Source organism: Nonomuraea sp. NPDC050556 (genome assembly GCF_044457355.1).
GTDB lineage: Bacteria > Actinomycetota > Actinomycetes > Streptosporangiales > Streptosporangiaceae > Nonomuraea.
In genome coordinates, this window is sequence record NZ_JBITGU010000004.1 from 1,058,886 (window position 1) to 1,072,012 (window position 13,127).

General features: G+C 65.0%; 10 protein-coding genes. 7 read left to right on the forward strand and 3 right to left on the reverse strand.

The annotated features are described in order from the left end of the window. Positions 1 to 268 precede the first annotated feature (268 nt). Together ACIBG8_RS41930 and ACIBG8_RS41935 are read left to right on the forward strand one after the other, a co-directional pair. Complete coding sequence (locus tag ACIBG8_RS41930) at positions 269 to 1,339, forward strand: trypsin-like serine peptidase (RefSeq protein WP_397348797.1); 1,071 nt, start codon at positions 269 to 271, stop codon at positions 1,337 to 1,339. A 151-nt stretch (positions 1,340 to 1,490) separates the two neighbouring features. Further along, the gene (locus ACIBG8_RS41935) at positions 1,491 to 2,654 is read left to right on the forward strand and encodes a trypsin-like serine peptidase (protein ID WP_397348798.1); all 1,164 of its coding nucleotides are present in this window, start codon (positions 1,491 to 1,493) and stop codon (positions 2,652 to 2,654) included. A gap of 26 nt (positions 2,655 to 2,680) precedes the next feature. Here ACIBG8_RS41935 and ACIBG8_RS41940 read toward each other — a convergent pair whose 3' ends face one another. Next, positions 2,681 to 3,112: a hypothetical protein gene (locus ACIBG8_RS41940; RefSeq protein WP_397348799.1), complete on the reverse strand. Its 432-nt coding sequence runs from the start codon at positions 3,110 to 3,112 to the stop codon at positions 2,681 to 2,683. 283 nt (positions 3,113 to 3,395) lie between these two features. Here ACIBG8_RS41940 and ACIBG8_RS41945 point away from each other — a divergent pair, with 283 nt between their 5' ends. From ACIBG8_RS41945 to ACIBG8_RS41965, 5 genes are all read left to right on the forward strand, one after another. Then, positions 3,396 to 3,980, forward strand: coding sequence for a PASTA domain-containing protein (locus ACIBG8_RS41945; RefSeq protein WP_397348800.1), 585 nt, complete (start codon positions 3,396 to 3,398; stop codon positions 3,978 to 3,980). A 12-nt stretch (positions 3,981 to 3,992) separates the two neighbouring features. Next, positions 3,993 to 5,216, forward strand: a complete 1,224-nt coding sequence (locus tag ACIBG8_RS41950) for an RNA-guided endonuclease InsQ/TnpB family protein (RefSeq protein WP_397348801.1) — start codon at positions 3,993 to 3,995, stop codon at positions 5,214 to 5,216. 369 nt (positions 5,217 to 5,585) lie between these two features. Then, complete coding sequence (locus tag ACIBG8_RS41955; RefSeq protein WP_397348802.1) at positions 5,586 to 7,136, forward strand: trypsin-like serine peptidase; 1,551 nt, start codon at positions 5,586 to 5,588, stop codon at positions 7,134 to 7,136. A 413-nt stretch (positions 7,137 to 7,549) separates the two neighbouring features. Beyond that, positions 7,550 to 9,094, forward strand: coding sequence for a trypsin-like serine peptidase (locus ACIBG8_RS41960; protein ID WP_397348803.1), 1,545 nt, complete (start codon positions 7,550 to 7,552; stop codon positions 9,092 to 9,094). Positions 9,095 to 9,274: 180 nt separating this feature from the next. Further along, the gene (locus tag ACIBG8_RS41965; protein WP_397348804.1) at positions 9,275 to 10,819 is read left to right on the forward strand and encodes a hypothetical protein; all 1,545 of its coding nucleotides are present in this window, start codon (positions 9,275 to 9,277) and stop codon (positions 10,817 to 10,819) included. 52 nt (positions 10,820 to 10,871) lie between these two features. On the opposite strand, the gene ACIBG8_RS41970 is transcribed toward ACIBG8_RS41965, so the two are convergent. Next, positions 10,872 to 11,681 (reverse strand): SDR family oxidoreductase, encoded by an 810-nt coding sequence (locus ACIBG8_RS41970; protein ID WP_397348805.1) that lies wholly within the window; start codon positions 11,679 to 11,681, stop codon positions 10,872 to 10,874. Positions 11,682 to 11,703: 22 nt separating this feature from the next. After that, positions 11,704 to 13,035, reverse strand: coding sequence for a hypothetical protein (locus tag ACIBG8_RS41975; RefSeq protein WP_397348806.1), 1,332 nt, complete (start codon positions 13,033 to 13,035; stop codon positions 11,704 to 11,706). Positions 13,036 to 13,127 lie beyond the last annotated feature (92 nt).

The following is a 13,127-nucleotide window of genomic DNA, read 5'->3' on the forward strand; positions in this document are numbered from 1 at the left end:
CGGGCCCGTCAGGGCTTTTCCCTGCTCAATGCGGTACGGTCGCCGTAACGGCGGTTGGTTTGCCCGCTCGGTGAGCGTCTCCCTCCCACGGGCGCCGGCCACGTACGGCGGGTGGCGTTTGGGGCGGCTTCGCCGTAATTTAAAGCCCTTCACAGGGGTCTTACGACGCGTATACCACCCTTGATCAGATAACGAATCCAGATCCGAGCTGCACGACACCCTGTTGATCTGGAAAAATCACCCCTTACGGCACGAAGGAAGGCATTTCATGATCCCCCGGGCGAGGACCCTCGTAGCGGCTGCCATCGGCGGCGCGCTGCTGATGGCGTCCGCCCTCACCGGGACCGCCTCCGCCGCCACCAGCTACATCTACTCGGCCACGCTCGCCAAGACCGAGGCCGACGCCAAGAAGGTCGCCGAGTACTGGAAGCCCGACCGGCTCAAGAAGGCCGACAGCTCCACCCCCGCGACCCCCGGCGCCAAGTCGACCGCCACCTCAGCGGCCGCCGCCACCGCAGGACCCAAGACCTCCGCCGCACCCAAGACCGCGGCCACCCCCGTCCGCGACGTCCTGCCCGCCGCGCCCGCCAAGGGCGGCCCGGCCAGGACCATGGGCAAGGTCTTCTTCCTCTTCGGCGGCAAGGAGTACTGGTGCTCGGCCAGCGCCGTCGCCTCCAAGGGCCACAACCTCGTCGCCACCGCCGGGCACTGCGCCTACGACGTGCGCCAGTCCGCCCCGGCCGACAACTGGATCTTCGTCCCGAACCCGGGCGCCGACGGCAGCACGCCGGACGGCTTCTACGTCGGCGCGACGCTCAGCATGCACGAGGACTGGGCCGGCCAGGCCGACTACGACCGCGACTTCGCCTTCGTCACCGTGCACCGCGGCTACCGCTGGGTGACCGGCAAGGACGGCAGCCTCGACCTGCAGGACGCGGGCCAGCTCCAGGACAACGTCGGCGGCCAGGGACTCACCACGGGCAAGGGGTTCCGCAACCAGATCACCGCCTTCGGCTACCCGGCGGGCGCGCAGCCGAACGGCACCCGCCCCTTCGACGGCCGCACGCTGAAGACCTGCGAGGGGATGACCAACAAGACCGTCGCCCCGGCCCGCGGTCTCGACCAGGGTGTGCAGCTGCGCGGATGCGACTTCAGCGCCGGCGCGAGCGGCGGGCCGTGGCTGCTGAACTTCCAGCCGTCGACCAAGCTGGGCGTCCTCAACGGCATCAACAGCCTCACGTGGCAGGGCACGCAGGGCAAGTACGACGCGATCTCCTCCCCCGCGTTCACCGCCGTGACCTACGAGGTCTACAGGCACGCCGAGGGTCGCGACTCCTGAAGTGTGACCTAACTCACTTTCGCTGGTACGGCCTTGCCGAGTGATCTGCACCGATGTCGATCTCGTTCCGATTACTTCGGACATTTCGCCCCTTGACATGATCTTCCGGTAATTCCCATGACCAGAGTCAGCCCGGTAGGTTTTCGATCTCGTGAAACGAATCTTCCTCCCGATCTCCGGCGCAGTCGCAGCGACCGGCCTGCTGATGTCGGGGCTCGTCGGCTCCGCCCAGGCCGCTGACGACGTCGCCACCGACCCGATGGCCAACAACACCAAGGAGGCGGCGTCGGTCGCTTCCTTCTGGGCCGCGTCGAACGGCGCCGCCCTCCGCGCCGCCTCGGCGTACTACTGGGACGCGAACGAGGTCAAGAAGGTCGTCTCCAAGGGTGGATACAGCCCTGACGGCCGTCCTGGCGTCACCGCGCCCACCGGTTCCGAGAAGTCCGGTGGCCGCGCGCAGAACGTGAACCTGCCCAAGACGATCGGCAAGGTCTTCTTCGTCGACGCGGGCGGCAAGTTCCGCTGGTGCTCCGCGACCTCGATCCAGGCCAACTACCGCAACCTGGTCGCCACCGCGGGCCACTGCGTCTACGACACCGACGGCAACCGCGCCGTCATGGACAACTGGGTCTTCGTGCCCGGTTACTACCAGGGCAAGGCGCCCTGGGGCATCTACGTGGGCAAGCAGGCCTTCACCCACTACGACTTCGACGTCTACGAGGACTACGACCGCGACTACGCGTTCGTCACCGTCTACAACGGCATCGCGTTCGACGGCGTGAAGCAGGTGGACCGCAAGGACTACGAGCGTTTCGTCGGCCCGAAGTGGTCGCGTGACGGTCACTTCTACATCGCGCTCTCCAAGGACGCCGGTCGCCTCGGCGACAACGTCGGCGGTCAGGGCTTCGCCTGGAACCAGGCGACCGGCAAGACGGTCCGCGCGTTCGGCTACCCCGCCGCGCCGCACCCCGACGGCCACAAGGCGTACACGGGCGTGACCCCGAAGACCTGCTACGGCCCCACCACGGCCAAGGCGGTCGGTGCGTCGTGGCTCAAGATCGAGGAGCACATCGGCCTCAAGTGCGCCGTGACCCCCGGGTACGACGGCGGGCCGTGGCTCCTCAACTACAGCAACGCGAAGCGGCTGGGTTACGTGAACGGCGTCACCAGCACCTTCGCCGACCAGGACGGGAACGACAGGATCGACATGATCACGTCCCCGTACTTCGACGGCGAGACGGCGGCTGTGTACAACGCCGCGAAGAACGTCGCGTCCGGCAAGATCGTCGGCCCGAACGGCGAACTGTACAAGTAGCACCCTTTGTTGAAGGGGCCCGGCGGTCACCCGCCGGGCCCCTTCGGCATTTCCCCCACGCCCGCCCCTGGTCCTGCTGTGGTGGGCCACTTCTGGCAGTGTCCGTCCGTTCGGAGACCGCACACAAACACCCCGCCTCGCATGCGACACGCTTCATGAAGCTGATCCAGAACTGGTGATCCCACGGGCAACTCGACCTGGGGGCGGATTATGGGCGGTGGAGGCACGAAGCTGGGGCGGGTGATCTGCCGTTCGGCGAACGTGGCCAGACAGATCGCGTCCAGCTTGTCGGTATTGGGTTGGCCGGGCATGCGCTTGACGTGTTGGGAGTTGACCAACCGGACCGCCTCCAGCAGGCACAAGACCGGCTTCTGGTAGTCGGAGGTGGCCTCGATCACCACCCGAATCACGCTCAGGCAGCGCAGGAGGTCAGACGAAACCAGCAGCGAGCGGGACATATGCAGTAGGTGTCAGCCTTCTGCAGTCACTACCCGGGTGTGGTCTCGCCGGGCACCCGGACGCACCAGCAGGCTAGCTTTACCAATGTCGCCGCGTGGGAGGGCGGTCGGCCCGGGGTAAGCAACGTCCCGCTTCCGGACCAAGGACTGCCGCCTTGCGCTTTGGCTAGACCTTTGGGCACCCCGGGAGCACTCTGACCGATAGCGGACAAACCCCTCTCCACGCGGGTTTTGGAACGTTACGTTGATCAGCTCGGGGATCTTCGCGGTGTGGGAGGCACAAATGGTGTTGAAGATCGCCCAGATCCTGGTCCTGGTTCTGGTCGGCGGCTGCGGTGCCTCGGCGCCAGGGAAGCCGGTGACTGTACCCCCCATGAAGGGAAAGCAGCTGACCGTCGCGGAGGCGGACGCCCTGCGCCTCGGCCTGACGCTCATCGAGTCCGGCCTCTTCCCCGGATCCTTCTGCCTGCCCGATGAGTCCTGCGTCATCTACGCCATGCAACCCCCCGCCGGCACCCAGGTGCAGCCGGGCAGCCGCGTGACGGTCAAGGTGCTCAACGCGGGCCAGTCGGTGTTCTACCGCAAGAACAAGGTGATGCCGGACCTGGTCGGCAAGGACTCCGTCTGGGCGGACGCGTACCTGGAGCCGGTGATCGGCCTGGTCAAGGAGTCCGTCAGGGAGAACGCCGCCCTCCCCCCAGGCACCCAGCGCGTGCTCGCCCAGTCACCCAGAGCAGGTGCCAAGCTCAGAATGGGCCAGACGATCAGACTGATCATCGGCTACAAGGATCGAGTCACTACCCGGCCCCAGGTCAGGCTGAAGGCCCATACGGGAGATCACCGCGCCGATTCTGTCAGTGCCCCCTGAGAGGCTTGACCAGTGCAGCTGCGGTACAACTTTCGTCTCTACCCGACCCTCGTTCAGCGGAATGCGCTAGCCAGGGCCTTCGGATCCGCGCGGACGGTGTTCAATGATGGGCTGCATGCACGGCAGGAAGCCCGCGCGAACGGCTTGCCGTACATCTCGGACGGGGACCTTTCCAAGAGGGTGATCACACAGGCGAAGGCGACATCGGAGCGTTCTTGGCTGGGCGAGGTGTCCGCGGTGGTGCTCCAACAGGCACTGGCGGATCTGAATGTCGCCTACCGAAATTTCTTCAATTCCTTGTCAGGCAAGCGCAAGGGTCGCAGAGTCGCACCGCCCCGGTTCAAGTCGCGCAAGGACAACCGGCAGGCAATCCGGTTCACCAAGAACGCCCGGTTCGCGCTGACCCCCGGCGGAAGCCTGCGCCTTCCGAAGATCGGGGATGTACCAGTCCGCTGGTCGAGGGTGTTGCCGTCAGAGCCGTCGAGCGTGACGGTGATCAAGGATTCGGCAGGACGATACTTTGCCTCATTCGTCGTGCAGACGACGGACGAGAAGCTGCCGGATGCAGACACCGAGATCGGAATCGACTTGGGGTTGAAGCACTTCGCGGTGTTGTCGGATGGGTCAAAGGTGGCCAACCCGCGAATCCTGCGCCGTGCGGCCAAGAAGCTGCGCAAAGCACAGAAAGCACTGAGTCGTAAGGAGAAAGACTCAGCCAACAGGCAGAAAGCAACGAGGGCGGTGGCCAGGGCACATGCCAGAGCGACCGACACCCGCCGCGACTTCGCCCACAAGCTGTCCACCGCGTTGATCCGCGACAACCAAGCGGTATACGTGGAGGATCTGCCTGTGTCCGGTCTGGCGCGCACCAAGCTTGCAAAGAGCGTGCACGACGCGGGCTGGGCCCAGTTCGTTGGCATGCTGGAGTACAAAGCGAAACGGTTTGGCCGTACCTTCGCCAAGATCAATCGCTGGTTCCCTAGCAGCAAGCGGTGCTCGGCGTGCGGGACAGTGATCGAGAGAATGCCCCTCCATGTCCGATCATGGACCTGCACGTGCGGGGCGACCCATGACCGCGACGTGAACGCCGCGATCAACATCCTGGCCGCCGGGCAGGCGGACAGGCTAAATGACTGTGGAGCACAGGTAAGACCGGGACATGTCCTGGCACCGCGCCGAGAAGCAGTAACCCACCCGACGCCGTACATGCGGCAGGCGGGACTCTCCGCCCTCTAGGTGGCGAGGATGCCAAAACGCGGCCACTCTCTCTGTGGAGCGTTCTTAGACGTGGATCACCGGGATTCGGTGCCATGAGTTCCCTGTGATCTGGATCACATTTCGCTAGTCACGGGTTGTGTTGCTCCCCTTACGGCACTTTTGTCACATCCGAAGCAACCCCCCTGTGGCCAGTAAGAACGTAGCCCTTCGGACACGCGCCGCATTTATCTCTGACTGATAACAACAAGGTCACGGCGGTAAGGCTGTCTACCAGATGGGTCGAAACGCCTTCCACCTGCGAAGATCCCCCATGTATGTTCCTTGCTATCCCTTTACTGACGCATGGGGCGCATGTCGCGCCTCACGACAGAGCAAGGAGCAACACCCTTGAAGCGCATCCTCATCCCCGCCAGCGGCGCCGTACTGGCCACCGGTCTGCTGGCCGCCGGCCTCGCCGGAACGGCTCAGGCCGCCGGCGACGTCGCCACTGACCCGATGGCGAAGAACGCCGCCGTCGCCCAGGACATCGCGTCCTTCTGGGCCGACTCGAACGGTGCCGCCCTCAAGGCTGCCACCGCCTCGAACGTCTGGGACAACAAGGACATCACCAAGATCAAGAGCAAGGGCGGCTACTCGCCCGACTCCAAGCCTGGTGTGACCCCGCCGATCGGCGAAGAGAAGAAGACGACCGCCAAGGTCCAGAACGTCAACATGCCGAAGACCATCGGCAAGGTGTTCTTCGTCAACTCCAAGGGCGAGAAGAAGTGGTGTTCCGCCACCTCGATCCAGTCGAACTACCGCAACCTGGTCTCCACGGCCGGCCACTGCGTGTACGACACGGCTGGTAACACGGACACCATGTCCAAGTGGGTCTTCGTCCCGGGTTACTACCAGGGCAAGGCTCCTTGGGGCATCTACGTGGGCAAGCAGGCCTTCACCCACTACGACTTCGACGTCTACGAGGACTACGACCGCGACTACGCGTTCGTCACGGTCTACAACGGCATCTCGGGCACCATCGGAAACTCCAAGAAGGTTTCCGAGGACGTCTACAAGGCCCACAAGGGCGAGAAGTACGTCAAGACGCACGAGATCACCAAGGCGGAGTACGACAACTGCAAGGGGCCGGACAACGCTCCCGAGCGCGCCGAGTGCTACTCGAAGACCACCAAGGCTGACGAGGTCGGCAGCCCGGACAGCGACAAGACCGCTCTGACCAGCCTTGAGGTCAGCAGGGACAAGTACCTTGCCGCCCCCAAGCCCGAGGGCGACGCTGCCCCCAGCAAGAAGGGTGACCAGCCCGCCAACTACACGCAGGCCGGCACCCTTCAGAAGACGTTCGCCACCAAGGACGAGTACGACAAGTACACGGGCCCCGGCTACAAGTTCGTCGACAAGTACGGCAACTACATCGTCGAGCAGTACTTCCTGAACGTCTGGGTCGTCAAGGACGTCACGACGATCAAGTACTACGCCGATGAGTTCTACGTGGTCTCCAACGACCTCAAGGACGCCGGTCGCCTCGGTGACAACGTCGGCGGCCAGGGCTTCGCCTGGAACCAGCCCACGGGCAAGTACGTCCGCGTGTTCGGTTACCCGGCCGCCCCGCACCCCGACGGCAACAAGCCCTACACGGGCGTCACGCCCAAGTGGTGCTACGGCAAGACCAGCGCCAAGACGGTTCAGGCCGCCGCCAAGAAGATCGAGGAGCACGTCGCGCTCAAGTGCGCGATGACCGAGGGCGCCGACGGTGGCCCCTGGCTCCTCAAGTACAGCAACGCCAAGCGTCTCGGCTACGTGAACGGTGTCACGAGCACCTTCGCCGACCAGGACGGCAACGACCGCGTTGACACGATCACCTCCCCGTACTTCGACGGCGAGACCGCCTCGGTCTACAACGCCGCGAAGAACGTGTGGTCCGGCAAGATCGTCAACTAGTGGTTGAGCGTGGGGGTTTCTGACCCCTGTAAAGGCTGAGGGGCCCGGCATAGCCGGGCCCCTCAGTCGTTTTTGTGGGCCCCTTGGACGCGTGGAGCGCCGATACGGTGCCATCAATCCAATGTGATCTGCGTCACACACAGAACGCGTGGCCGACCAGAGCAACACTCCAGCCACCACCGTCACACTAACAACATCTTTATGCTGATCTGCGGATATGCGGTTTAAGGCCCGATCTGCCACGTCATGAGCGCTACCCCCGCAAACATCACGGAACGATCACGCCCTCCTTGGTCCATCTTTTCCCACCAAAGCGGGTTCCTGTTCCCAAGATCAACACTGTATGTTCCTGGCTATCCCTTTACTGACGCCTGGGACGCAAGAGGCGTTCCACGACAGCGCAAGGAGTTACCTTGAAGCGCATCCTCCTCCCCGCCAGTGGTGCCGTTCTGGCCACTGGTCTCCTGGCCGCCGGTCTTGCCGGTACCGCTCAGGCTGGCACCGACGTCGCCACTGACGTGCTCGCCCGTGAGGCCCAGGTCGGGGCCATCCTCGACTTCTGGACCAAGTCGGACGGCGCCGCCCTCAAGTCCGCTGAGGCGTACCACTACGACTACAAGGACATCAAGAAGATCGTGTCCAAGGGCGGTTACTCGCCCGACGGCAAGCCCGGTGTCACCCCGCCGATTGGCGAGGAGAAGAAGGTCTCGGCCAAGGTTCAGAACGTGAACCTGCCCAAGACCATCGGCAAGGTCTTCTTCGAGGGTCGTGACGGCAAGCTGTACTGGTGCTCCGGCACCTCGATCCAGGCCAACTACCGCAACCTGGTTGCGACCGCTGGTCACTGCGTGTACGACGTCGCCGGCAACGACGAGGTCGTCTCCCGCTGGGTCTTCGTCCCGGGTTACTACCAGGGCAAGGCTCCCTGGGGCCTGTACATCGGCAAGCAGGCGTTCACGCACTACGACTTCGACGTCTACGAGGACTACGACCGCGACTACGCGTTCGTCACCGTTTACAACGGCCTCAAGGGCACCCTCAACAAGTCGCGCGAGGTCTCCAAGGCCGAGTACGACGCGTACAAGGGTCAGAAGTACGTTGACACGAAGAGCCTGACCAAGGCTGAGTACGACGCGTGCCACGGCCCGGTCAACAAGCCGGAGACGCCGGACTGCTACTCCCTGACCACCAAGTCTGACAAGCTGGGTAGCCCGGGTCACCCCGACACCAAGCTGACCCAGATCGAGGTTGGCCGGGACAAGTACCTCGCCGCCCCCGAGCCCACTGACGCTGCGCCGAACTACCCGGGCGTCCAGCCCGACAACTTCAGCAAGGCTCAGTCGTACCAGGAGTACTTCGCCACCAAGGACGAGTACGACAAGTACACCGGCCCGGGCTACAAGTTCATCGACAAGGGCGGCAACTACATCGTAGAGAAGTACTTCCTCTACGTGTGGGTGCTGAAGAACGTCACCGAGACGACCTACCACAGCGACAAGTTCTATGTCGTTGAGCACGTCGTCGCCGACGCCGGTCGCCTGGGTGACAACGTTGGTGGCCAGGGCTTCGCCTGGAACCAGCCCACCGGCAAGTACGTCCGCACCTTCGGTTACCCCTCGGCTGAGCACCCCGACGGCAGCAAGCCGTACACCGGTGTTACGCCGAAGTGGTGCTACGGCAAGACCGGCGCCAAGGCGACGGTTGCTGCCTCCAAGAAGGTCGAGGAGCACGTTGCTCTGAAGTGCGCCGTGACCGGCGGGTACGACGGTGGCCCCTGGCTGCTCAAGTACAGCAACGCCAAGCGTCTCGGCTACGTCAACGGCGTCACCAGCCTGTTCTGGGACACCGACGGCAACGACCGTGTCGACTACATCTCCTCCCCGTACTTCGACGGCGAGACCAACGCTGTCTACAGCGCGGCGAAGAACGTTTGGTCGGGCCCGGTCCTGTCCAAGTAGTCTCACGCTCCACCGAGTTGGGGGTCCAAACCTCAGCTCACCTGCTTCAAACCGAAGGGCTCGGCGCAAGCCGGGCCCTTCGGCCTTTTACAGGCAACTCTCAGGAAACTCCCCTACCAGGGAGATCTCAGGACCGATAGGGTTCAATAACCCCTCCTGCACCTCCCGTGGAGCACCCCCTTGAAGCGCCTTCTCCTTCCTCTCGCCGTAGCCGGTCTCACGGCTGCTGCTCTGGCGACCCCGGCTCAAGCCACCCCCGACTGGGTCAAAGACGCCCTGGCCGCCACTCCCGCAGACGCGTACGGCACCGCCGCCTTCTGGCTGGACGCCAACGGCGCGGCTCTCAAGAAGGCCACCGAGTACGCCTACGACTCCAAGGACGTCGCCAAGATCGTCCCCAGCCAGTCCAAGGGCGGTGACGACGGCAAGCCCGGCATGACCGCCCCCACTGGAACCACCGGGTCCGGCGGCAAGGTGCAGAACGTCAACCTGCCCAGGACCATCGGCAAGGTGTTCTTCCTCGACCGCAAGGGCAACTACCGCTGGTGCTCCGCGACCTCCATCCAGTCCAGGCACCGCAACCTGGTCGTCACCGCGGGCCACTGCGTGTACGAAGAGGGCAAGGACGTCTTCTCCAAGTGGGTCTTCATCCCCGGCTACTACCAGGGCAAGGCGCCGTGGGGCGTGTACTCGGGCGCCTACGCCTTCACGCACTACGACCTCGACACCTATGACGACTTCGACGGCGACTACGCCTTCGTCGCGGTGAACAACGGGTTCGCGCTGGCCGGGAACAAAGAGGTCACCAAGGGCGAGTTCCACGACTGGGCCGGCGACAAGTGGGTCCAGAGCGAAGAGGTCAAGAAGGACGAGTACGACGCGGGCTTCGCCAAGTACGGCGTGGCCGGGCCGTACTGGTCGAAGGACTTCGACACCAGCCCGGAGAAGGTCGGCCACGACTACACGGGCGCGAAGGTCCTGACCAAGGTCGAGGTCACCGACCTCGAGTACGGCAAGGCCGCCAAGTCCACCACGGCCAACGTGAACGGCGAGCAGTACGAGTCCACGCGCGACGCCATCAGCCTCGAAGAGTACAAGAAGCTCGTCGCGGAGAAGGCGGCCGGGAAGGTCCTCGGCAAGCTTGAAGCCGACAAGGACAGGAACGGCACCGAGACCGCCTGGTACTACAGCCGCTACTACGTCAAGCAGTGGGTCAAGCCGAGCGAGAAGTACCAGAAGTACTACCGCGACCACTACTTCATCGGCATCGCCAAGGACACCGGTCGGCTCGGCGATGTGGTTGGTGGGCAGGGGTTCGCGTGGAACCAGCCGCTGGCCCAGCAGACGTTCGTCTTCGGGTACCCCAGCGCCCCCCACCCCGACGGTCACAAGGCCTACACCGGTCTCACGCCCAAGTACTGCTACGGCAAGACCGGCACCAAGTCCTACCAGGTCAACACCTTCAAGGTGGAAACCCACCAGGTGCTCAAGTGCTCCATGACCCCCGGCGCCGACGGCGGTCCCTGGCTCATCAAGTACAGCAACGCCAAGCGTCTCGGCTACGTCAACGGTGTCACCAGCCTGTTCCACGACACCGACGGCAATGACCGCATCGACACCATCAGCTCCGCCTACTTCGACGGCGAGACGGCCGACGTCTACAACAAGGCCAACTACGCCGAGACCAAGAGGATCGTCGGACCCAACGGCGAACTCCTGCAGTAAAGGGGAGAAGGCCGTCCGGGGTCCATACCCCGGGCGGCCTTCTCAAAGAGGGTCACACCAGCGCGTGATCGCGGGCGAAGTCGACGAACGACCCCGCGGGACGCCCGACGACCGACTCGAAGTCGGGGGTGGTGAAGTCGCCCCACCCCGCCGAGTACGCCTTGCCGTACTCGACGCTCACCGCGGACACCCACTCCCCCATCCCGGCCCCGATCATCGCCGCATAGGCGTCTTCCGAGGAGACCGGCTGGTAGGCAGCGCCGATGGACTCGGCCGCCTCGCCCAGGGAGATGCTCGACGGGCCGGTGATCGTGTAGGTCTTGCCCGCGTGCGGCGTGGGGTTACGAAGAACCTCGGCCGCGAACGACGCGATGTCGCGGACGTCGATCAGTCCCAGCTTCCCTGAACCTGTGGGCCCGTAGAAGGTGCCGCCCACGACGGAGCCGAGCAGGTTCTGCATGAAGAAGGCGGGCTTGATGATCGTCCAGTCGATGCCGGACGCGCGCAGCTCGTTGTCCGACAGCGCGTGCAACCGCCCGTTGCGGGTCGGCGCGTCGTGCGCCGCCCCGATCGCGGACAGCCGCACGATGTGGCGCACACCGGCCTCGCGAGCCGCCCACACCGCGTTCATGCTGGCGTGCGGAGCCTGCGGCCCCATCGCGGTCAGCAGCCAGAGGGTGTCGACACCGTCGAAGGCGGCAGCCAGCGAGGAGGGGTCGTCCAGGTCGCCGACGACAACGTCGGAAACACCCGAAGGCGCCTTCGAGGCATCGCGGACAAGGACTCGGACATCCTCCGACGGAAGGGAGCGAAGAAGGGCACTGGACACATTTCCGGTAGCACCGGTGATCAGGATCGTCATGTCTTCGACGATATAGTAAGAATCAGTGACCGTCAAGATTGGTGACTAAATCCAGATGCGGCTCCAGCCGCCTGCGCAGGTCCGCCGCGTACGACCTGGTCCTGGCCGACTGCAGCTCCCCCGCCAGCGCGAACGCGTCGGACGCCACGGAGCACGACTCCTCGACCTCCCCGCTCTGCAGCAACCCGGCGGCCAGCAACGACAGGTTGAACATGCGCCCCCGCACGTAGCGCCCGTCCATGACCAGGGAGCGGCGGGCGTGCTCGACGGTGCGCCTCCCGTCACCCAGGTCCCGGTAGCAGTGGGCGAACTTCGCCGACAGGTACGCCTCGTCGAAGTAGCCGAGCCACGAGGGTTCGTCGCCCGGCGTGCGCTGCCCGAACGACTCCTCGGCCTTCCCCAGAGCCTGGGAGCACGCGTGCGCGTCACCGAGCCCGGCGTGGGCGTGCGCCTCCAGCACGTGGCCCGCCGCCATGAGCGTGTGCACACCGGCGCGCTGCGCCGAGAGCTGGGCGGCGCGGGCCAGGTCGAGGGCGTGTGCGTGCTGGCCCATGTAGATGGCCTGGTGCGCCATCCCGGCCAGGATCTCGCTGCCGAGCCCGTTGTCGGCCGCGCCCCTGGCCAGGCGCAGGGCCTGGATGAGGTAGCGCTGGGCCAGACCGTGCTGCTCCAGGTCGTAGGCCATCCAGCCGGCGAGCCTGGTCAGCTCGGCGGCCGCGGCGGCGAGCTCCCTGCCGGTCTGCTCGCCGTACGAACCGTCTTTGAGAAGGGGGGTGACCGCGGTGTCGAGATATTTCACCACCGACGAGCGCACGCGCCCGCTCCCGAACCGGTTGTCGAGCTCCCCGAACGACCGCGTGACCTCATGGATCGCGGCGATGTCTGCCTTGCCCACCTTGCGCCCACCCACGCTCGACGGACGTACCTCGGGCGGCGACGTCAGCCACCGCACGGCCCCCACGGACCCCACCCCGATCGCGAACGTGGAGTCGAGCAGGAACCTGCGCCTCTCCACATCCGCCCGCCACAGTGCCGTCACTGTCGCGACCCCCTCCCGCCACGTGTGCGTGAACTCCTGTCCGAGATCGAGAGGGGTGCTCATTGCCGGCATGCCGAGGTCTTCCGCCGTGACCGGCCGCCCGAGGCGCAGCGCGAAGATCTCGGCCAGGAGGCATGGAACGGGGTCCCTCGGCCGCTGACCACCGATCCAGCGCAGGACGGAGCTGTGGTCGTACTTCAGGCCGGGGGTTCCGCGGGCGATGCCCAGGTCGTTGAGCCGTCTGGCCAACCCCTTGTGCGAGAAGCCCGCTTCCGCGATGAGCTGCTGGAGCAGTCGATTGGGCTCGCGTTCCATCGCTCTCCTCATGGCAACAGAGAGCATTATTTGTAGCACGAAGGGTAACGAGAGTTTCGGCGTTCCCTAAAGGATGGGCCCGAGGGCCCATC

Excerpts from the sequence above, each read along its gene's own strand:
- ACIBG8_RS41945 (WP_397348800.1), top strand. The coding sequence starts at position 3,396 with ATGGTGTTGAAGATCGCCCAGATCCTGGTCCTGGTTCTGGTCGGCGGC.
- ACIBG8_RS41930 (WP_397348797.1), top strand. The coding sequence starts at position 269 with ATGATCCCCCGGGCGAGGACCCTCGTAGCGGCTGCCATCGGCGGCGCG.
- ACIBG8_RS41970 (WP_397348805.1), bottom strand. The coding sequence starts at position 11,681 with ATGACGATCCTGATCACCGGTGCTACCGGAAATGTGTCCAGTGCCCTT.
- ACIBG8_RS41975 (WP_397348806.1), bottom strand. The coding sequence starts at position 13,035 with ATGGAACGCGAGCCCAATCGACTGCTCCAGCAGCTCATCGCGGAAGCG.
- ACIBG8_RS41940 (WP_397348799.1), bottom strand. The coding sequence starts at position 3,112 with ATGTCCCGCTCGCTGCTGGTTTCGTCTGACCTCCTGCGCTGCCTGAGC.